We start from the raw sequence: 19,642 nt of genomic DNA, 5'->3' as shown, positions 1-19,642 counted from the left end.
CTGTGGGCTCAAGCTTGATACCCAAAGCAACATTTACATTGTTCTGATTTTCCTGACAATTTCATGCTCATATCCGGTTTTATTGACATAGTTAGATCATTCTATTGCTTTTTGATGACGCAAATCCTCGATAAATGTCTACTATTACTCTCATACAAAATCTTGATTTAAAGAGGGATAAAATGAAAAAGACAATGTTGGCACTAACAGGCGCGGTAATCATTCTTGCAGGCTGTCAAGATGAGAAACCTGCCGAAACAAGCGCAGTTGAAGTACCTCAGGCAACGGAAACTGAAGTCACCACCAGTGCAGACGTTACGACTGAGACAATTGACACGTTACCAGTAGAAGAAGAACAGGTAATTACTGAAGAGACATTTGTAGACTCTGAACACAACGCACAAAGTGCTCTGGACTGGAACGGCACCTACAAAGGAACACTACCTTGCGCGGATTGTGCTGGTATCGATATGACCATCACACTAAATCAAGATGGCACTTACGTACTTGAAGAAAGCTACCAAGACAAAGAAGACGGTCAATCAAAATCTGAAGGTCAATTCACTTGGGACGCAAATGGCAGCATCGTAACGTTGACAAATGAAGATGCACCAAACCAATACTTTGTTGGTGAAAACGTACTTATGAAGCTAGACATGAATGGCGAAAAAGTAACGGGTGACCTAGCACCACTATACAACTTAACGAAACAGTAAGAAGTTAGTATCAATACCTGATAAATACCCCAAATCCGAGCCACCCCAGCTCGGATTTTTCGTTATTTTAACGAACGCTATTCCAGCAACCTTTCTATTCTGAAGCAACATTCCGCTTCTTACCCTGATTGTTCATTACATTTCCATACGCTTTGCCGATAGATGCTTACAACATCATTTTGTACAGTGTTCAAAACAAAACAGAACAACTCGGAAAAATGATGAAAAAAACATTAATTGCACTACTTACTTTGACAGCTGCTGGCTCAGCTTTCGCTGGCGATACTTACATTCGTAACGGTAATATCTACAACAACGAAGGCGGTTGGAACGTAGAAGCTGGTGTGGCTCAAGGCAGCGATCTTTTCAAAGATCAAAAGCATAATACAGCACCAATTCTCAACGGTGGTTACCATGGTGACGACTTTAATGCCGACCTAAGTGGCATTAACTACCGCTTCTTCGGTAACACCAATGAGTTAATCAACATGAGTGCCTACCTTGTAGGTAGCGGTGTAATGCGCGACGGTGATACAGCGAAAAGCCTGAAAGGCACAGATAAACGCCGCTTCGCCGTCGATCTAGGTTTAAACGCAGACTTTACACTGGATCAAAACAACGTCATTTCTACGTACCTTCAGCACGATATCAGTGGTGCTTACAAAGGTTACTTAGCGGGCGCGACTTACTTCCACATCATGAAATTCGGTAGTGTTGATTTTGTTCCTTTTGCTAACCTAACTTATCAAAGTGAAGACTACGTAGATTACTACTTTGGTGTAAAACAACGCGAAGCAAACGCAAACCGCAAAGCATACAAAGGTGATTCAACGGTAAGCTATGGTGTGGGCTACAAACTTGTTATGCCAATCAACGACAACTGGCAAGTAAGCCAAATGACACAATACACGCGCCTAGGCAGCGGTATCAGCGACTCATCTATCGTTGATAGTGCAAACCAATGGGTTGTTGGCGCAAGTGTGTCGTACAACTTCTAATCCGATACGCCCTTATAAAGCCATCATTTCGATGGCTTTATGCGTTGGACATTTGCATCATCTTGCACACAGACGTTAGTGTGAATGAGCAATCCATAACCTATGTAAATCGCTATAGCCTGTATTCTTCACCTGCACACCTCGCACTTGCTGTGTTTTTGTCACTTCTTCGTAGCCAACAAACAAAGGCAAATATAGGTACTGATCGCGCAGCGCTTTCTCTAGGTTTAATAAAGACTGTAGCGAGTGATCATCTGCCATCGCCCTGCGAACCTTTTCTCTATGGCTTAACATCTGGCTTTGATCAAAACTAAAACGCAGTCCAGTTGCTATCGACAGCCATTCGAAGATGCCATATTCAAATGGTGCTTCCATGACTTCCTCAATGAAGAGCAAGTCTGCTTGGTGAGACACTACCTCAGGAAAACTAATGTCATCAATAACGACGATCTCCAACTCCAATCCCGTTGCACGAATCACACTGTGCAACCATTCGGAATGACGAATTAGACTCGGTATCGTCCAGACAGGTTCAGCTAATACCACTTTACCTTTCAGTTTAGGTATCACACCACCATCTGTTATTGATAAATCTTGCTCGTGAGTCTCTAACTGAATGCTGTCAACGGCACTTGGCGCATCATAAATTCGCTTTTGCACATGGATGTAATCAGCGAGTTGATACCAAGTTTCTTTTGTGAGTAGGGATTCCGCACGTTCGCGGTAGGTCAGATATGAAAATGCGCTAATTTTTTCCACTTCAACGTGATCGGAGCTTTGGTTAAAGCTCAACATATTTAAGGTTTTAACATCACCATGAGACAGCGTTATTTGATCTAACAATGCGCGTGCTGAAAAATACTCTTTGTGCGCTTCAAGAGTCATACTCTCCTGGTTCCAGCCGCTAATTTTAAATGGCCCAGTCCCGATGTGGTAGGAATAACTAGAACCGAAAGAGACGACATCTCGACACAGAATAGACGCATGAGGAGTTGCTAGCATGTATGGAAACAACTTGTTCGGATGCTTCAATATAATTTTTAAGCAGTTAGATGTTTCTGCAACCACACTATCAATGCATTGCCAGAGCTCGTGAACTGGTCCTTTTATCTCCCTGAGTCTTTCTATACTCCAAACCACATCCTGTATGTTAAGGGGCTCGCCATCATGGCGATATATGCCTGGCCGCAACCATAACGTCATTACCTTGCCTTCCATTTTCCATTCGTGTGCTAACGATGGCTCGATACCACCATTGGAATTTTGGGTCAGCAATACGTCATAAACGCTTTTCGCGACGTGTAATTCAGTGTGACGGTAAGTATTCGCAGGGTCGATTTTGGATACCCAAGGGTAAGAAGAAATCAAAATAGCGTTATTTGATTCATTCAATCGATTCACTTTTTCAGATGCGATAGTTAGTGCTCTAACCGCGGTTTGACCGAACCAATCAATAAGTTTCGTTATTGAGTTCATTCTTCCTCTGCCAAGCTCCTCAACCAAAAACTCGGTCATCGCTTGTTGGAGGGAAATATTAATACTGAGACGGCTAGCGTTACTTCGGCCAATCGCAGGTTGCCAATCGACCCAATCGTAAGTGGCAAGCTTTTTCATCACAATAGAAACATTGCGCCTCGACGTGCAAATCACCGCTTCTAGCTCAGAAAGCGTAACAAGGTGATACTGGTGAGGTTCAAAGTGCTTTAACAGTAGATCCAGATACCTAAGATTGACATCGTTCACAAAGATTCCTAAGAGTTATTCCAAAGCAAAAAAATAGCACAGGACGCTTAGCAACTAAACTTCCTGTGCTATATCTAAACAAATTCAAAGCTTGGACTCAGCTCGACCAACAGAAGTCAAAAACGTTTACTAAGCCAAGAGGTAACTTGAATAAGTATTCTTAGAAACGGTAGCTCATACCTACAGAGAACACATTGATGTCTGCATCAACCGTTACTTTTTCATTGCCAAATTTCGCAATGTCTAGCTCAGGCATCATGTATTCCCATTCAACTTGTAGAGCAAAGTTTTCAGTAATAGCGAACTCTGCGCCTAAACCGTACATGCCTGTTACAGTGCTGTCAGAAATGGTGGTATGGCCTGCGCTACCGTCAATCACAGAGTTGCTAATTTTGAATTCAGCATTGAAGTAAGAAAGACCAGCTTTAGCAAAAAGGTTGAAACGATCGCCAATCGGTAGAGTCGCTTTTGGCTGAATCGATAGATACTTCATATCACCAACAGTAACAACTTTGCCGTCTAAAGCATCGTAGCCACCAATGGCCGCTTCTAGAGAAATGTATTCGTTGAATTTGTAACCACCGAATACTTTGCCTGAAAGGCTTGAGTCATCTTCAAGTTTAAGTTTAGTGCTAGCGTTAGTACCACCACCATTGATAGAGCCATTAACATCACCAAACGATGCTTGACCTACAGATGCACCAACGTAAGGAGCTGCGTTTGCAACAGAACATGTTGCTAGAAGGGCTGTCATTAGCCATGTTTTTTTAAACATTGTATTTCACTGCCTGTTAATTATTGAGGTTGTGTTTTGCCCATCCTTAAGCATGCCATGCTATCCATTTCACTTGGTTTCAAAACCAAGTGGATGTTAATGAATAAAAACTCAATAAAACATGAAATATTTAGACACAACTTTGCCACTTTCTTTCTTAATTTTGACAATTTAGTCATTTCACAAGCATTGCTGCTTCAACCAGTTAGTGAGCTTGATGATTTCCGCTTGCTTGGCTCGACTCTTTTTATGAATAAAATAGAAGCTGTCGCCGGTTTCCAATCCATGAGAAGGGATATACACCAAATCGTGCGCTTTATCTCTTTCATTAAGCATAAAATCATTCGCAAATGCGATGCCTTGGTCATAACGCGCCGCCTCAATTGCCAACAACATATGACTAAAATGTTGAACATCGACATCTTTCGGCAAGGTGTAACCGCCCGCTCTACACCACTCAGCCCAGTCTTTTCCTCTCTCACGATAAATTGAGTCTGTCGACAAAATAGGGTATCGCCAAAGCGCTTCTGGAATCGGTTGATCTTGCAACTCTTTCCAAATTTTATGGCTGCAGACCGGATACAGCGTCTCCGCGTATAACTTTACCGACATGTAGTTTCGCTTTGGCTTTTCTACCGTGATAAAACAATCGCCAACGCTGTCTGTCTGTTCAGGATCACCAACGACCATATTGAGTGTCAGATCGATTTCTGGATGTAAGCGCTTAAAATCAGACAAACGCGGAATAAGCCACTTTACGGCGAGCGAGCTATAAATCGCCAACCGTATGCTGCCTTTGTCCCCTTCTCGCACCTTTTGGCTGGCCATCGCAATTGAGCTAATTGCTGGGCTAATATCCTCTAAATAGCGGGTGCCCGTATCGGACAAAGAGAGCTTTCTGCCTTGGCGGATAAATAATGATTCACCCAAGTAATCTTCTAATAATCGTATCTGGTGGCTAACGGCACTTTGCGTCACATTGAGTTCTTCAGCAGCAAGCGAAAAGCTAGAGTTTCTGGCAACAGATTCAAAACAGTGAACCGCTCTGAGTGGTGGCAATTTCATTATCTAAAAATCTCATACTTAAACTAATAAATATCACTTCACTTCATCCTATGACATCACCTACTCTTTGGCAAAGAAAGAGGAGAGGAAAAAGTGAAAGTTACATCGGTCGGAGCAGCGATGCTGCTATTAATTGTTGGAAATCTCATTGCGGTGCTTTCGGACTCTTTAATTAAAAGTGTCGGAAATGAAGTGCCTATTTTTCAATTTGTCTTTTTCCGACAAATTTCAGCGGTGCTTTTCCTGCTGCCAGTCTACTTGCTAACAAAAAATGCGCCTTTTCTTGAAGGGTTTAAGTGGCATGCTGTTCGCGCTCACGTATGGTTACTTGGTGCAATATTCATGGTTTTGGCGATCTCATCTTTACCGCTCGCAACTGCGAACGCGATCTTTTACGCCGCGCCATTGATCATGTTGCCGCTTGCAGCAATCTTTTTTGGAGAACAGTTGTCTAAGCAATCGGTCGCCGCAGCGATAATGGGCTTTGCCGGTGTATTGGTCATCATTCGTCCAGACCAAATCGATTGGGCAGCGATTTCAGCTTTAGTTGTTGCAATTACTCTAGCAATCAATAACTTGCTCATTCGAAAACTGCCAAAAAATCAGTCTGTGATGCAAACGTTATTGATGACAAACTTGGCAGGTATTCCAGTAGCCTTCTTGCTTGTTCTGATCGAAGCAGAACCTTGGGACTGGAGTGCTTTCCCTGTTGCTGCTGGCTCAAGTTTGTTCATCATGATTTATGCAGCAACATGTGTCATCGCTTACCGCTCGATCGATAGCAACAAAATTGCCAGCGCTGAATACAGTGGCTTAATTGGTGCCGTGTTTGTGGGATTGATTTGGTTTGGAGAAGTGCCAGACATATTTATGGCAATAGGAACCATTATGATTGTTGTGCCTCTGGTTTGGCTTTCTAAACGAGAGCGTCGCAAGAAAAAGTTGCAAGAGCAACAAGAAGCGCACGTTACTTAAAGTTGTGCTCTAACCCAAAGACTAAAAAAACCGAGCCGTAAGTGCTCGGTTTTTTTATGTGGCTCTAATCGGTTTTTACGTAAGCGACTACGTGAGATAAAAACTGCCTTGCAAAGCGATCATTAAACCGGATGCGATATTCATGATCGGCTTCCGACACTAGACGCCAGCCTTCAGCAAAGTATTCTTTGATATCATCAACCGCCTCTTCTTTATTTTTGATGTGTTTCGCGTTCCACTGATAAGTGCAAGAGACAACGATCAGCCCACCCACCTTGGTGGTTTTTTTTAGAGCATTGATCACGCTAAGTGGCGACTCACATTGATCAATCACATTTAAACATACGACTAAATCAAAGCGAGATTGGAGAGTATCGAGCTCAAAAGGCTGGTTAATTAGCGTCAAATCAACATGAGCACATTTCTGTACGATATCTCTATTCTCTACCTCTAAAGTGTTTAAGGTGTTCACATCGTGAAGGTAAGTAAGCTCGACGCGTTGTTCTTCTATTAATAGTTGCTTCAAGCCATCCATTAACCTATTTGAAGGCTCCACAAGCGTCGCTTCTTTAAGGTTAGGTAAGCGTTGCACTAACTCATAATAATTTCTTCCCAGCGCCGCCCCAACCTCAAGTAGGGAATACGGCTGAACGCTGCTTTCGATTACCGCCTGCGCAATAAAATCAGCAACTTGGGAGCAGTGAGGTGATGACAAAAAAGAAAGTGGGACTTGTTTTGAGCGACTGGTTATCATCTCAATCTGTTGATCCTCAATGAACTTGTCGAACCATTGCGCTTCGAAATAACCAGCCAGACCGTGCTCGGTCAGGTAAAAATCTTCCATGTTTTTTCCGTTCGTACTTTAAGAAAAGTGATTGTATCGAACGCGGAAATTAACGGGTATTTCTGGCCGCACATTCCAATGGGAAAACAGATGAAAACGCCGCTTATGTGAAAAAACCCTTTCATCTCAAAGATAAAAGGGCTTGTTAATCGCTTCGGTTAAGTCGCTAACTATTGTGGTAGAACAACGTTACCATCTTGAATTGGGAACGTTTTTGTCGCTGGTTTGCTCGCCAAACGAACCGTCGTTGGTGCACCTGAAACTTCGTAAGTGACGTCGTAACCCACTACTTTATCAGATGTCGTATATTCTGTATGACACTGTTTTTTCGTCGTTGTTACTACATCACCTTTTTGCACATTCTCCTGGATCTTACGACCTGTCAGTGCACCAGCAATCGTACCAGCTGCAGTTGCAATCACTTTACCTGAGCCACCACCGATTTGGTTGCCCAGCGCTGCTCCAGCTGCTGCGCCACCAACCGTACCAATAATTTTATTGTCATCCGCAGGGGCAACTTGCTCGGTTACTACCACGTCTTTACATACTTGGTGCGGCTTTTTCACCGTTTCAGTCACCGCTTCAACCAAAGTAATGTTTGCTTGAGTTGGAGCTGGTGGCGTTTTGTCTTTACAGCCTGCTAGTACAGCAACAACTGCCGTTGCAATTGCGATAGATTTCATATTCATGATTTACATCCCAGTATGGTTTGCTTTGATGAGCGTTATGGTAAATCGCAAAAGGGAAATCACATCAGACGAAAACAAACCCTCTGTTATTAACAAGTAAAGAAACACTGTTTTATAAGAGGTACGTCAAGAAACACTCAGCAGAATGTCAACAGAGATAAAACTGTATCACTACTGATTATGATTGGGCTGGACTAGTCTATGAGATTTATTTTTAAGCCAAGCTCAAAAATAGTTCGTCATCCGTTAAATACTTATGACGGTGGCTTAGATTACGCACGTGCATAAACATAAAATCAGGGAAACCAGGCGCTATAATGTTATTTGGTTCCCAGCATACACCGCCAACAAACACATATCGCCCCTGCTTGTCATCTTCGTGAAGGGGGTTATTAAGAGGAGAAGAAAACTCTGCTCGGCAACCTTCAACCACACAAACAATTTGTCCTTTAAAAAGGCCAATCACGCGCTTTACAAGATTTGCCTTGATACCACACTTCCATGCTTGGCGAGTGGCCATCTCATAGCCATATTTTCGGATCGCTTTCTTTTGCAAATGTACTACTAGGTTCATTTTGACTCCTGATTCAAGCAACTACGTGAAGCCCAAAGCCATAAAAGCAGATAGACGTCTATACCCGAGTGAGCTCATGGTACGTGGGAATAAACTACGTGATTAGACTGAGTTTAGTGTCGGATGAGATACACCGTCCACGATGCTGTAACGTATCGATTTACACCAATCAAAGGCAGATAACACATCAACTTTTGAGTGCTTTCCTGCGCTGTATCTGGTTACTTCTGTATATTACTATAACGAAATCACCCTCCACGTTTACCTATATAAATTTGTCGTAACGATAGAGGGTGCTTATCATGGAGAGAGGATAACGCCTACGCGTCGATGAGATAATTTTGACCTTCAGTTTCTAAACGATCGATCATTTTACGACACTCATTTAAGTCAAGAGGTTGTTCAAAGCGGCGCTTGAGATTCATCAAAAAGAAGATATCTTCACACATGGCTTTCTCAGGTTCGTCACTGATTTTGGCGACCGGTGAACCATTGCACGTGACCATTTTTATCACGATAGAAAGTGGCTGGTAGGCTTCACCATCTTTATTGACATAATCACCCATATCATTGGCAAGAAAAGTACCGATACCAAAACTCACCTGAATACGTCCTTGGAAATACTCGCAAATATCTAACGCTTGTTCGAAGTTAAGTCCGTCGGTAAACACCAGTGTTTTTGTTAATGGGTCTATATTCAGCGACTGGTAGTGTGCAATCATTTTTTCACCCCAGCTATAAGGGCAACCACTATCGTGACGTACACCGAAGTACGCGTTACTTAGTTCTTCATCAAAGTCTTTAAGGAAAGCATCGATACCAATCGTGTCGGTCAGTGCAATACCTAGTGCACCATTAAACATTTTTTGCCAACGTTGCAACGCCACTTTTTGCGAATCTCGCACATTCACCAGAGCTTGGTGTCCCATAAACCATTCATGAGCAACGGTGCCGATAGGCGTCAAGTTTAGCTCTTTTGCTAAGTGATAGTTGCTTGTTCCTGTCAAACATTCCGGCACTTCCTGGCACAAATATTCCAGCATAGTGCGCTGAGCTTGAAAGGAAAAACGTCGACGCGTCGACATGTCAGAAAATTTAAAGTTAGTAATGTTACGACGTTTTAGTTCCGACTTTAGGTGTCGAACTTTCTCTTCTAAAACAGTGGTAAATTGCGCAACAGGGATATCTGACCAACGCTGACGGCTACGAACTTCAGACACGATGCTCATGATGATCGTTTCGTACAAGATGGTATCTCGCCACAAACCGTTAATGGTTATTCTTAACTGGCTTGAGCCATCAGCCATGGCTTTATTATGGAAAGAGACATCACTTTGTGGGTTGAAACGGAAATGGCGCAGTGCATCAACAAAGTCAAGATTCAGGTAAGGCGCGACACGCTTAATATATTCAATTTCTTCTTGCGTAAAATGAATATCTTGCAGTTTAAGGACTTCGGCTTTTACCTCGGGCAAAAGCTCAGAGAGGTCTTCCTCACTGCGCACGATAAACTTATATGACACCATCGCATCAGGGTAAAGCGCTGTTACAGCGCTCATCATATTGACTTTGTAGACATCGAAATCCAAAGCGCTTTGAATGATGCGGGAAGAAAATAGTTTGGTGGTCATTAGGTGCCCTTCTACATGCCCTTCCTGGGTATATAACTTTTTGTTACTAACTAATTTGCGTAAACAATAAACACCCATCTATAGTTTGTCAACTTTTGTTACTAACCACTCATTTTTATAAGGTTTTTTTGTCTAGAATTCGAGCAAGCATTGTGAATAAGTCAGAGTCATCCGTAAATTTATGCTCAAACCGTATTACGAACACTACCAAAAACGTTTCTAACAACTCGTTACTTACCCATTGATTGACCACTTGTTATGCGCTAGATTACTTACAAATCAATATTAGGACCCAACCATGATCGTATCTGTCGACATTATTCCATTCAGGCTATCTGGCTGTGCCGATAAGGGATTGGAAGTGTTGTTGATTAAACGTTCAAATCCAAATCGGCCATACCATGGAGTCTGGGCACTACCGGGCGGATTTGTCTTTGATAAAGACTTAACCAGTGAAGGCGGACGCCCGGCCGATGAAAACTTTGAAGCGGCGCGGCGCCGAATTTGCCGTGAGAAAATCCATACCTACCCTCGTCATTTTAGCGAAGCGTTTATCGACGGTGATCCAAAGCGCGATCCAGAAGACTGGAGCTTAAACATTACGCACTACGCCTTAGTTGATCGTAACAATGTAGAGCAAATAAATAATGCAGGTGTACCGGAATGCCAACTTAAATGGTTTTCGCTACAGGCTATTCTCAATGGAGAAGAAACCCTCGCATTTGATCATCAAAAAACCATTGAAAAAGCGTGGCAAAAGCTTCGTGCATCCATTGAATACACATCGGTTCTTTTGTTTGCATTAGACAAAGAGTTTTTGGTTGCGGACATCATTTCTGCTTATCAAGAGTTTGGTATTGATATCAGCCGAATGACGATTAAGCGCCGCTTGATAGATTCAGGCGTACTAAAACCCACTAATAAAGTCGCTTCAACCAACAAAGGCAAAGGTGGAAAACCCGCAATGGTATATACGCTGACTAGCGACGAAGTAACCTTTTTTCAAAACTGTTTGCGTGGATAAACGCAGACAATCAGACAGACAAGGAGTCTGCCATGACTATTCGAGTAAACTATCAAACTACAGCAGTGATCGACGTTGATCCAGAGAAAGGCTTTAGTGAGTTATGTCCAGATGAACTGCCCGTTGCAGGTGCGTTGGAAATCGTACCGGAGCTTTTGAACAATCATGCCAAAGGCCGATTAAAACTGGTCAGTCGTGACTTGCACCCACCGAAAGCAAAATGGGATGCAGAATCGCCAGCCAATATGCTTGAGCCCGTTGGTTTACCGAATGTGGATATAAAGTGGAACCGTCACTGTGTGCTTGGCACAACAGGTTCTGAGCTGCTAGATGGCTTACCACCCGTGTTGGACTATGATTTTCAAGTTAATAAAGGTATGGATCCTGACGCGCACCCTTACGGTATTTTTTTCCATGATATTGCCGACACCAAAACGACAGGCGCGCATGAATTTCTAAAGTTCAACGGGATTGATACCTTAGTTATCGGTGGCCTTGCCTTAGACTTTTGTGTGAAAAAATCCGTCATGCAAGCGCTGGAACTTGGCTACAATGTGGTAGTTAATCTTGCTTCAACTCGTGCGGTGCTGCCTGATAATGTAGAGAATGTGCTGACAGAACTCAGAGATAATGGCGCATTATTTGTCGAAAAAGCGGACGACATCATCGTAGAAAAGTTCGCCTAGAAACGATAGTAACCGAGAAGGATTTCACCATGCATCAACATGAAAAATTGAATTACGTTGAATTTGGTTCCACTAATGTCAGTGCGACCAAACAATTTTTTGAGCGTGCTTTTGACTGGAGCTTTACCGATTATGGTCCAGAATATTCTGCATTTTCAGGACAAGGATTGGATGGCGGATTCTTCAAATCTGAGTTTATAAACCAAACCGCAAATGGTGGCGCACTTTTAGTATTTTATAGCTCAGACATTCAAGCCACTGAGACAAAAGTAGAGCAGCATGGTGGAAAAATTATCCGCCCTATTTTCGAATTCCCCGGCGGCTGTCGATTCCACTTCACTGAACCGAGTGGAAATGAATTCGCAGTATGGTCAGAGAGCCATTAAGTCATCACAAATCAACAACACACCATCAACGTGAGCCCAAGCTAGCCAGATCCGGAACTGGCATTACATTTCTGGTTGACCTCATCCTTGGTTTAATTCACTGTTAGCGCAACAATTAATCGATGAGGCGCTAGACCTCGACCAAGGATGTCAAATGACTGCCGTCAGTTTTTTTCGCTTACTCTGCCTCGCTGCTATTTGGGGTGGCTCGTTTCTGTTTATGCGAGTCGCCGCCAACACATTCGGGCCAGCTTACTTAATCGAATTTCGAGTTACATTTGCCGCCGTCGCTTTGTTATTGATCGCCGTATATTTGAAGAAGAAACTCACGTTAACTGCGCATACTAAACACTTCTTTATTATTGGCTTATTCAATAGCGCAGTTCCATTTTTACTCTTTGCGTACGCAGCCCAGACACTGAATGCATCAACTTTAGCAATATTGAACTCAACCGCCCCAATATGGGGAGCACTAGTTGGCTTTGCTTGGTACCGCAGCCCACTCACAGCGAAATCTGTTCTCGGTATGCTAATAGGCATTGGAGGCGTTGCAGTCTTGGTCGGCTTAGATACTTCAACCATAGGTGAAGAAGCCATGCTCCCTATTGCCGCCAGTTTGATGGCTTCTTTCAGCTATGGCATTGCTACCAACTACACTAAAAATGCGCCACAAGTACCAGCTTTTGACAATGCTCACGGCAGTATGTGGGCGGCGGTTATTTGGGTACTGCCGCTGCTACCATTCTTACCAATGCGTGCAGAACCAAGTCATTTCGAATGGAGCTCTGTTGTCACGCTCGGCGTTGTATGCACAGGGTTCGCTTATTTGCTCTATTTCCGCTTAGTTTCTGATATCGGCCCAGCGTCAGCGCTAACTGTCACTTTTCTTGTTCCTGTTTTTGGTATCTTATGGGGCTACTTGGTGCTAGATGAGCCCGTCGGCTCAAACACCATCATAGGAACAATTCTAGTGCTTAGCGGTACTATGCTAGTCACCGGTTTCTCCCCAACAGCAATGCTCGCTAAGCGAAAACGAAGCATGGCTTAATCAGCCTAATATGACTTCCACACCTCGCTTTTTGATTTGTTCAAGGTCGCTTTTCGGAGCGGCTTTGTCAGTCAGCAGCACTGATATTTCGTCAGTCTTACCAATTGATGAGGGATAAATCTGCCCAAATTTACTAGAATCCGTTAGAACAATATTGCGCCTTTTTTTCGCAATGATGGTTTCTGCAATCTCAGCGCGCATCATATCGCGGCTAGTAAAGCCAGTGTCTTGATGGAAGCCGTCAATACCCAAGAAGGCCGTGCTGAAATGAATGTTCTCAATACACAACTTAGTCAGCGGTCCGACCAAACTCTCGCCTTGGTGCTGATATACGCCACCAAGCAAGATAATGTTGGCAGAAGTGTTACGGATGAGATGGGCGATATACGCCGATGGCGTAATGATGGTCACATCGCCGCGCTCAGCCAATGTCCGAGCCAACAACGCATTGGCACTGCCCCCTTCAATCAGCACTGTCTCATTCGATGCGACCAAATCCGCAGCTTGGTTTGCGAGCGATTGTTTAATATCGAAACGCACTTCTAGGCGGGCATCAATGTCATCACTTTGCAACGCGGTAGCTGCGCCGTGAACGCGCTTTAGGTAGCCCTGTTGCTCCAGAAAGTTCAAATCCTGTCTGATGGTCACACCCGACACGCCAATGATGTCAGAAAGCTCTGTGACTTGAACGCGTTTACGGTCGTTCACTAATTGCAGGATTTCATTTTGTCTTGGGTTCACAGGTTCGCTCCTTATTGATGAGCTTACAGTATACTCACCTGATGTTTCATATGAAAAGAACTTGAAAGTAAAAAGGAAAAAACGCGTGGTCTGATTAGCCAAGCTGTACCTTGCGAATATCGCTCCCATCAACAGATAATAGGGCAACGAAAATGGGATGGAAGAAGAGGGGTTAACTCCCTACATCCCAACAACGATAGAGACTAGGATAAAAGTAATGGAAGAAATTTACTTCGCAGGCGGCTGCCTTTGGGGCGTGCAAGAATTTATGCGCCACCTTCCGGGCGTAATCAACACAGAAGCCGGGCGAGCAAATGGCACAACGGATAACACTCAATCCGAATACGATGGCTACGCAGAGTGCGTGAAAACCCAGTTCGACCCTGAGCAAGTTTCGGTTGAAACTTTAATGGGGTATTTGTTTGAGATAATCGACCCTTACAGCGTTAACAAGCAAGGTGAAGACGTAGGTGAGAAGTACCGTACTGGTGTTTATAGCCAAAACGAACAGCATCTCACCATCGCGAAAGCGTTTATCGCAGCACGACCGGACGCCGACAAGATCGCCGTAGAAGTACTGCCACTCACAAATTATGTGCCAAGTGATGATGAGCACCAAGACAGACTCACAAACTTTCCGAATGATTACTGCCACATCCCATTAGATTTACTACATAAATACAGGGATAACTCGTAACCATTCAGTCAGCATCGCTTTAAAAGGCAAGATGCATATCAGTTTAAATCTATGCCTTCCACTAATGACAATGTCATTTCTGCCGCCGATATTTCCTTACAACCCGACGAGTTTTGTCCGCACCACAACGGTGTGAATTCATCTCGGTTTTGCTTTTCCATAAGCGCTCTTAGTTGAGCCATTTCAATGGAGGCGTATGGGAATTTCGGCGCAAACTCACTGATGTAGCCTAGCTCCGACATCGCGCGATTCACAATGCCTCTCGCTGGTCGGCCCGAGAAAACATTGGTCACAGCGGTATGTTGCGCGCGTTCACTGGCAATGGCATATCGATGTAAAGACGATGTTTTCGCCTCATCACACAACAAATAGGCGCTGCCAACTTGAACGGCACTCGCTCCTAGTCTCAACGCGGCTTCCACCCCTCTTCTATCAGCGATTCCGCCTGCAGCAATAACAGGCAAATTCACCCGTTTGGCGATTTGTGGTAATAACGCCATCAAACTTAATTGAGTAGTTAAATCATCCGATAAAAACATACCTCGGTGTCCACCAGCCTCCAAGCCTTGGGCGATAATACCGTCAACGCCTTTTGCTTCTAGCCAAAGTGCTTCGTCCACCGTGGTCGCTGACGAAAGGATCTTCCCTCCCCACCCTCTAATTCGAGCTAACAGATCATCGTCTGGCAAACCAAAGTGGAAACTGATCACTGGCGGTGCAAATGGTTCAATCGCGTCAGCAATATCATGATTGAAAGGCATCCTTGTCGGAGCGTTTGGCTGAGCCTGAACGGTTGCATCAACCTCGGAAAAATACGGTTGCAGCGTTTTTTGCCACTTTTCGTGCTTGTTGGCGTCATACTCCGGCATTTCATGGCAAAAGAAATTGAGGTTAAACGGTCGGTTAGTTGCCTGCTTGATAAGTTGAAGTTCTTTTACGATGGCGTCTTTGTTCAGCATTCCACAAGGTAACGAGCCAAGCCCGCCAACATTACTGACGGCTATGGTCATTTGGCTGTCTTGCACACCAGCCATTGGCGCTTGAATAATCGGTAACTCTGTTCCCAAAAGTGTATTAAATACCTTGTTTATCATGCTCTTTCCTTGAAAACTTAACCTTTACCTGTGATGGATCTTCGCCATCGTTATCCAGACTAGACTTTCACATGATTAACCGCTTATAAAGTTAAAGTGATGCATTTGTGCGCTATGCACTTTTGATAGAAATGACAAAGGGAGCCTATGGCTCCCTTAATATGCTGAATAACAAGAATCAAAGTGACTATCGTACGACATCTGATTCAAGCTCTAGCTCTGCTACAGACAGCATGGCAAACTCTTCCTCGGCGGTTGCTGCCACCAGTTTGTTGCGGCTGTATAACCCATAATAAACACCACCGATAAGAAACAATCCCATTGTCATGAAAAAGGCTGAGGGATCAAAAGCATAAACACCTGTCATTGCGATCAAAGAAAGCACCAGAGAAATACTCGAAGTAATTATCCCACCAGGCGTTTTATATGGACGAGTTAATTCCGGCTGTTTAATTCGCAATAAAATATGGCTCAAGGACATTAATGCGTACGATACAGTCGCACCGACAACAGCCATCGCCAAGATTAAGTCCCCCTCACCCGTAAGTGAAACCAAGAACCCAAAAACGCCCGGAACCAAAAGCGCACGAGAAGGCACTTTTTTGTCACTGGTTAATGACAAAGTTTGCGGTAAATAACCCGCGCGGGAAAGCGCAAACACCAAGCGACTGTAACCATAAATGATTGAAAAGAAAGAAGCGATAAGGCCAGCCAATCCAAGTAAGTTCACGGCCATTGCTACCGTTGAATTGCCCGTAAGCTTTAGGGCGTCAACTAATGGCACCGCGCTATCGCCTATGACCTTTGAGCCAACCGCACCAGCCAAAAGGACGACTACGAGAGTTGCGGTTAGCAATAAAAACAGCATCGCACCAATGATGCCTTTGGGAACATCTTTTGCCGGATTTTTTGCCTCCTCTGCCGCTAAAGGCACACCTTCAACCGCAAGAAACAACCACATTGCAAATGGCAACGCAGCCCATACGCCATACCACCCAAACGGTAAGATTTCTGTTGCCTGAGCCGTCGCCGGAGCAATATCGAATAAGTTATTAACGTCAAAGTGACCAATAAGCACAGCAGCAGTAATGAGAATAGCTAGCACAGCCAAACCGCTGATGACCATCATTACTTTGAGAGCTTCGCCAACCCCTGCCATATGAATAGCGATAAAGACGGCGTAGAAAAGTGCGTAAACAACAGGGCCATCGATACCAACCAATTCATTCACTGCTGAGCCAATAAAAATCACTATCGCAGCAGGCGCGAGCGCATATTCAATCAAAACTGATAAGCCAGTGAAAAAGCCACCTGTCGGCCCCATCGCCTGTCTTGCGAAGCTGTAACCACCACCCGCAGCAGGAATAGCCGCAGACATTTCAGCTAAAGACAATACTAGCGTGAAATACATTACTGCCATCGCGATAGCAGCAATAAGAAAGCCTCCCCATCCTGCTTGAGCGATGCCAAAGTTCCAACCGGCGAAGTCACCAGATATAACATACGAGACACCTAAGCCAGCAAGTAAAATCCAACCTGCGGTGCCTCTTTTTAGCTGCCTTTTGGCCAAGTACTCCTGATGTTTAGACATAGTAAATCCTTCTACTTTGATGAAATTAAAAAGTTGTCGCTGTGTTTATCTTCAACGCTTGCGCCACTTGGCTCATTGATATCGGAGCGATCTTTCAGGTTCACTCCTGACAGTTGTAATTTTCGAGCCTCCTTGAGCAAGTAAAATGCGCGTTCACAGGCATCGTCATAGTTGAGCCCCTGGGGACGCACATTGGAAATGCAGTTTCTTTGGGAATCTTTAGAGCCTCGTTTAGCCCCCCAAGTGAGATACATACCCATGCTATCCGGAGAAGTTAGACCGGGTCTCTCTCCAATTAAAACCAGCACGGCCTTGGCGTTAAAACATTCACCAACATCATCCCCTACCGCTACTCTTCCTTGCTTTACGATTGTGATAGGTGCGAATTTCCATTGATGTCCATCATCAGCGCTTAAAAGAGAAATCAATCGAGTAACAACAGGCACGGCATGGTTTTGAATTGCGACGGAAGAAAGTCCATCAGCAATAACAATCGCAAGATCAATGTCAGTGTTATGCTCATTTGCTATCAAGTTGAGCGTTTGCCAAGAAAATTCATCAAGCAGCCTTCCTAAATCGGGCCTTTGCAGGTACATAAGCCGGTCACTCACTTGACTATTCACTACCACTGGAGGTTCTAAGGTATTTTCAAGAATCGAGTAAGAGTCCGATAAACCAGCAACGAGAGAGTCAACATTCAAACTGCAATGCACTGCATCCATAGCTTGGGCGTGATCCAGCTGAAATGAGAGTAACTCGTTGGTTGGTACACTGTTCCCGCTGCGACCCAGAGCGATCCGAGCAGAGGTGAAGTCGCGTAACTTGCCCCAAGGGTTATGTGTGACAACTTCAGACTCATCTTGTGGGGACTGAGCAATGGTGATTACTTTACCCATGAGAATACCCCTTATTCAGTTGGTTAATTGCTCCCGAAAACGAGCGAGAGATTTGCTCACTTAACCGAACGTCTTGCACGCTCTCGAAAATCTGCATCTCCATTAACCATTGTTCAAACTCTGGTGCTGGCTTCAAACCGAGTACTTTTCTTGCGTAAAGGGCATCGTGAAATGAGGTAGTTTGATAGTTGAGCATGATGTCATCAGACCCTGGAATACCCATGATGAACGAGCACTCGGCCACACCTAATAGTGTCAGCAAGTTATCCATGTCATTCTGATCGGCATAGGCATGATTGGTGTAACAGATATCGCAACCCATAGGTAAACCAAGCAACTTCCCACAGAAATGATCTTCAAGCCCAGCACGAATGATCTGTTTGCCATCAAACAGATACTCAGGGCCAATAAACCCAACGACAGTATTAACCAACAAAGGATCGAACTGTTTCGCGACAGCATAAGCGCGGGCTTCACAAGTCTGCTGATCGACCCCATGAAATGCATCCGCAGACAGCGCTGTACCTTGTCCGGTTTCAAAATACATCACATTGTTTCCTACACTACCTCGATTCAAAGACAACGCGGCTTCATGGGCCTCTTTCAAAATCGACAAGTCGATTCCGAAGGTATCATTCGTCCCTTGCGTGCCGCCTATCGACTGAAAAACGAGATCGACTGGTGCGCCCATTTCAATGGCTTCGATCGTGTTCGTGACATGAGTTAACACACAAGACTGAGTCGGTATTTGATAGTGTTGAATCACCTCATCCATTAAGTTCATTAACTTAATAGCTTGAGGTACATTATCTGTTGCCGGATTGATACCGATAACCGCATCGCCATTTCCGTACATCAGACCATCAAAAATGGTCGCTGCGATACCGTTGAGAGAATCAGTGGGATGATTCGGCTGTAAGCGAGTAGACAGGCGACTCGGCAAACCAATCGTATTCCGAAAAGCCGTGACAACTTGGCATTTTTTAGCAACGAGAATCAAATCCTGGTTGCGCATAATCTTACTGACTGCGGCCACCATTTCTGGTGTTAAACCTTGACGAATTTTAGCCAACGTTTCACCATCGGCTTCTTCACTCAGCAGCCAATTTCGAAAATCTCCGACCGTCAAGTGCTCAATCGGCTTAAAGGCTTCAAGGTCATGCGTATCGATAATTAGGCGAGTGATATCGTCGCTTTCGTATGGAATAACCGCCTCGTTAAGAAACGTTTTAAGTGGTAACTCAGACAGCGCCATTTGTGCGACTACACGTTCTGCCGCTGACTGAGCACAAACCCCGGCTAACGCATCGCCTGAGCGCTCCGGTGTCGCTTTCGCCATCAAGTCAGCTAATGACTTAAAGGTATAGACTTTACTTCCTTGTTGCCGACGATAAGTTGCCGTCATTGCTCTTCCTCTTCACTATTTGGTTCGCTTTTTGCTGAACTATCAATAAGCTTTAAGAAAGTAT

At 44.3% G+C, this 19,642-nt stretch carries 20 protein-coding genes; 8 read left to right on the top strand and 12 right to left on the bottom strand.

The features are described from left to right. Nucleotides 1-182: 182 nt before the first annotated feature. Complete coding sequence (locus L3V37_RS03410; protein ID WP_005373930.1) at nucleotides 183-716, top strand: copper resistance protein NlpE; 534 nt, start codon at nucleotides 183-185, stop codon at nucleotides 714-716. Nucleotides 717-937: 221 nt separating this feature from the next. Then, nucleotides 938-1,714, top strand: coding sequence for an outer membrane protein OmpV (ompV, locus tag L3V37_RS03405; protein WP_017635134.1), 777 nt, complete (start codon nucleotides 938-940; stop codon nucleotides 1,712-1,714). 75 nt (nucleotides 1,715-1,789) lie between these two features. Here ompV and L3V37_RS03400 read toward each other — a convergent pair whose 3' ends face one another. The 3 genes from L3V37_RS03400 to L3V37_RS03390 all read right to left on the bottom strand — a co-directional run bounded on the left by L3V37_RS03400 (nucleotide 1,790) and on the right by L3V37_RS03390 (nucleotide 5,297). Next, nucleotides 1,790-3,457: an ABC transporter substrate-binding protein gene (locus L3V37_RS03400; protein ID WP_237305840.1), complete on the bottom strand. Its 1,668-nt coding sequence runs from the start codon at nucleotides 3,455-3,457 to the stop codon at nucleotides 1,790-1,792. A gap of 160 nt (nucleotides 3,458-3,617) precedes the next feature. Then, nucleotides 3,618-4,232, bottom strand: coding sequence for an outer membrane beta-barrel protein (locus L3V37_RS03395; protein ID WP_005373936.1), 615 nt, complete (start codon nucleotides 4,230-4,232; stop codon nucleotides 3,618-3,620). Nucleotides 4,233-4,412: 180 nt separating this feature from the next. After that, entirely contained in the window at nucleotides 4,413-5,297 is an 885-nt protein-coding gene (locus L3V37_RS03390) for a LysR family transcriptional regulator (protein ID WP_005387224.1), read from the bottom strand. 93 nt (nucleotides 5,298-5,390) lie between these two features. Between L3V37_RS03390 and L3V37_RS03385 the strand changes: the two genes are divergently transcribed. After that, nucleotides 5,391-6,272 (top strand): DMT family transporter, encoded by an 882-nt coding sequence (locus tag L3V37_RS03385; RefSeq protein WP_005373940.1) that lies wholly within the window; start codon nucleotides 5,391-5,393, stop codon nucleotides 6,270-6,272. Nucleotides 6,273-6,336: 64 nt separating this feature from the next. Here the strand turns inward: L3V37_RS03385 and L3V37_RS03380 are convergent, their stop codons facing one another. The 4 genes from L3V37_RS03380 to pncB form a co-directional block, all read right to left on the bottom strand. Next, on the bottom strand, nucleotides 6,337-7,116 hold the full coding sequence (locus L3V37_RS03380; RefSeq protein WP_213874357.1) for a methyltransferase domain-containing protein: 780 nt from the start codon (nucleotides 7,114-7,116) through the stop codon (nucleotides 6,337-6,339). Nucleotides 7,117-7,286: 170 nt separating this feature from the next. Then, nucleotides 7,287-7,805: a glycine zipper 2TM domain-containing protein gene (locus L3V37_RS03375; RefSeq protein ID WP_005373945.1), complete on the bottom strand. Its 519-nt coding sequence runs from the start codon at nucleotides 7,803-7,805 to the stop codon at nucleotides 7,287-7,289. Nucleotides 7,806-8,019: 214 nt separating this feature from the next. Continuing rightward, entirely contained in the window at nucleotides 8,020-8,379 is a 360-nt protein-coding gene (locus L3V37_RS03370) for a hypothetical protein (RefSeq protein WP_005373947.1), read from the bottom strand. A 320-nt stretch (nucleotides 8,380-8,699) separates the two neighbouring features. Further along, on the bottom strand, nucleotides 8,700-10,010 hold the full coding sequence (gene pncB, locus L3V37_RS03365; RefSeq protein ID WP_237305839.1) for a nicotinate phosphoribosyltransferase: 1,311 nt from the start codon (nucleotides 10,008-10,010) through the stop codon (nucleotides 8,700-8,702). A 298-nt stretch (nucleotides 10,011-10,308) separates the two neighbouring features. Between pncB and L3V37_RS03360 the strand changes: the two genes are divergently transcribed. The 4 genes from L3V37_RS03360 to L3V37_RS03345 all read left to right on the top strand — a co-directional run bounded on the left by L3V37_RS03360 (nucleotide 10,309) and on the right by L3V37_RS03345 (nucleotide 13,154). Continuing rightward, nucleotides 10,309-11,034: an NUDIX domain-containing protein gene (locus tag L3V37_RS03360; RefSeq protein ID WP_005373953.1), complete on the top strand. Its 726-nt coding sequence runs from the start codon at nucleotides 10,309-10,311 to the stop codon at nucleotides 11,032-11,034. Between the two features lie 32 nt (nucleotides 11,035-11,066). Continuing rightward, nucleotides 11,067-11,720, top strand: a complete 654-nt coding sequence (locus tag L3V37_RS03355; protein WP_237305838.1) for an isochorismatase family protein — start codon at nucleotides 11,067-11,069, stop codon at nucleotides 11,718-11,720. 29 nt (nucleotides 11,721-11,749) lie between these two features. Continuing rightward, nucleotides 11,750-12,106 carry a VOC family protein gene (locus tag L3V37_RS03350; RefSeq protein WP_237305837.1) on the top strand — a complete coding sequence of 119 codons (357 nt, stop codon included), beginning with the start codon at nucleotides 11,750-11,752 and terminating at the stop codon, nucleotides 12,104-12,106. Between the two features lie 154 nt (nucleotides 12,107-12,260). After that, nucleotides 12,261-13,154, top strand: a complete 894-nt coding sequence (locus L3V37_RS03345; protein ID WP_237305836.1) for a DMT family transporter — start codon at nucleotides 12,261-12,263, stop codon at nucleotides 13,152-13,154. On the opposite strand, the gene L3V37_RS03340 is transcribed toward L3V37_RS03345, so the two are convergent. Beyond that, nucleotides 13,155-13,895 carry a DNA-binding transcriptional regulator YciT gene (locus L3V37_RS03340; RefSeq protein ID WP_054865466.1) on the bottom strand — a complete coding sequence of 247 codons (741 nt, stop codon included), beginning with the start codon at nucleotides 13,893-13,895 and terminating at the stop codon, nucleotides 13,155-13,157. A gap of 217 nt (nucleotides 13,896-14,112) precedes the next feature. Here L3V37_RS03340 and L3V37_RS03335 point away from each other — a divergent pair, with 217 nt between their 5' ends. Further along, nucleotides 14,113-14,592: a peptide-methionine (S)-S-oxide reductase gene (locus L3V37_RS03335; protein WP_054701515.1), complete on the top strand. Its 480-nt coding sequence runs from the start codon at nucleotides 14,113-14,115 to the stop codon at nucleotides 14,590-14,592. A gap of 38 nt (nucleotides 14,593-14,630) precedes the next feature. On the opposite strand, the gene L3V37_RS03330 is transcribed toward L3V37_RS03335, so the two are convergent. The 4 genes from L3V37_RS03330 to L3V37_RS03315 all read right to left on the bottom strand — a co-directional run bounded on the left by L3V37_RS03330 (nucleotide 14,631) and on the right by L3V37_RS03315 (nucleotide 19,578). Beyond that, nucleotides 14,631-15,686 (bottom strand): nitronate monooxygenase family protein, encoded by a 1,056-nt coding sequence (locus L3V37_RS03330; RefSeq protein WP_237305835.1) that lies wholly within the window; start codon nucleotides 15,684-15,686, stop codon nucleotides 14,631-14,633. 187 nt (nucleotides 15,687-15,873) lie between these two features. Then, nucleotides 15,874-17,277, bottom strand: coding sequence for an ethanolamine permease (gene eat / locus L3V37_RS03325; RefSeq protein WP_005373969.1), 1,404 nt, complete (start codon nucleotides 17,275-17,277; stop codon nucleotides 15,874-15,876). An 11-nt stretch (nucleotides 17,278-17,288) separates the two neighbouring features. Then, entirely contained in the window at nucleotides 17,289-18,173 is an 885-nt protein-coding gene (gene eutC, locus L3V37_RS03320; RefSeq protein ID WP_237305834.1) for an ethanolamine ammonia-lyase subunit EutC, read from the bottom strand. Continuing rightward, the gene (locus L3V37_RS03315; protein ID WP_237305833.1) at nucleotides 18,166-19,578 is read right to left on the bottom strand and encodes an ethanolamine ammonia-lyase subunit EutB; all 1,413 of its coding nucleotides are present in this window, start codon (nucleotides 19,576-19,578) and stop codon (nucleotides 18,166-18,168) included. Before L3V37_RS03315 ends, eutC begins: the two co-directional genes overlap by 8 nt. Between the last annotated feature and the right edge of the window lie 64 nt (nucleotides 19,579-19,642).

Origin of the sequence: Vibrio sp. D54 (assembly GCF_021728075.1) — a bacterium.
Lineage (GTDB): Bacteria > Pseudomonadota > Gammaproteobacteria > Enterobacterales > Vibrionaceae > Vibrio > Vibrio alginolyticus.
This window is presented reverse-complemented; position numbering and strand designations above follow the sequence as displayed.

Coding starts and splice junctions, on each gene's coding strand:
- L3V37_RS03410 (WP_005373930.1), top strand. CDS start 183: ATGAAAAAGACAATGTTGGCACTAACAGGCGCGGTAATCATTCTTGCA.
- ompV (WP_017635134.1), top strand. CDS start 938: ATGAAAAAAACATTAATTGCACTACTTACTTTGACAGCTGCTGGCTCA.
- L3V37_RS03395 (WP_005373936.1), bottom strand. CDS start 4,232: ATGTTTAAAAAAACATGGCTAATGACAGCCCTTCTAGCAACATGTTCT.
- L3V37_RS03390 (WP_005387224.1), bottom strand. CDS start 5,297: ATGAAATTGCCACCACTCAGAGCGGTTCACTGTTTTGAATCTGTTGCC.
- L3V37_RS03380 (WP_213874357.1), bottom strand. CDS start 7,116: ATGGAAGATTTTTACCTGACCGAGCACGGTCTGGCTGGTTATTTCGAA.
- L3V37_RS03375 (WP_005373945.1), bottom strand. CDS start 7,805: ATGAATATGAAATCTATCGCAATTGCAACGGCAGTTGTTGCTGTACTA.
- L3V37_RS03370 (WP_005373947.1), bottom strand. CDS start 8,379: ATGAACCTAGTAGTACATTTGCAAAAGAAAGCGATCCGAAAATATGGC.
- pncB (WP_237305839.1), bottom strand. CDS start 10,010: ATGACCACCAAACTATTTTCTTCCCGCATCATTCAAAGCGCTTTGGAT.
- L3V37_RS03360 (WP_005373953.1), top strand. CDS start 10,309: ATGATCGTATCTGTCGACATTATTCCATTCAGGCTATCTGGCTGTGCC.
- L3V37_RS03355 (WP_237305838.1), top strand. CDS start 11,067: ATGACTATTCGAGTAAACTATCAAACTACAGCAGTGATCGACGTTGAT.
- L3V37_RS03350 (WP_237305837.1), top strand. CDS start 11,750: ATGCATCAACATGAAAAATTGAATTACGTTGAATTTGGTTCCACTAAT.
- L3V37_RS03345 (WP_237305836.1), top strand. CDS start 12,261: ATGACTGCCGTCAGTTTTTTTCGCTTACTCTGCCTCGCTGCTATTTGG.
- L3V37_RS03335 (WP_054701515.1), top strand. CDS start 14,113: ATGGAAGAAATTTACTTCGCAGGCGGCTGCCTTTGGGGCGTGCAAGAA.
- L3V37_RS03330 (WP_237305835.1), bottom strand. CDS start 15,686: ATGATAAACAAGGTATTTAATACACTTTTGGGAACAGAGTTACCGATT.
- eat (WP_005373969.1), bottom strand. CDS start 17,277: ATGTCTAAACATCAGGAGTACTTGGCCAAAAGGCAGCTAAAAAGAGGC.
- eutC (WP_237305834.1), bottom strand. CDS start 18,173: ATGGGTAAAGTAATCACCATTGCTCAGTCCCCACAAGATGAGTCTGAA.
- L3V37_RS03315 (WP_237305833.1), bottom strand. CDS start 19,578: ATGACGGCAACTTATCGTCGGCAACAAGGAAGTAAAGTCTATACCTTT.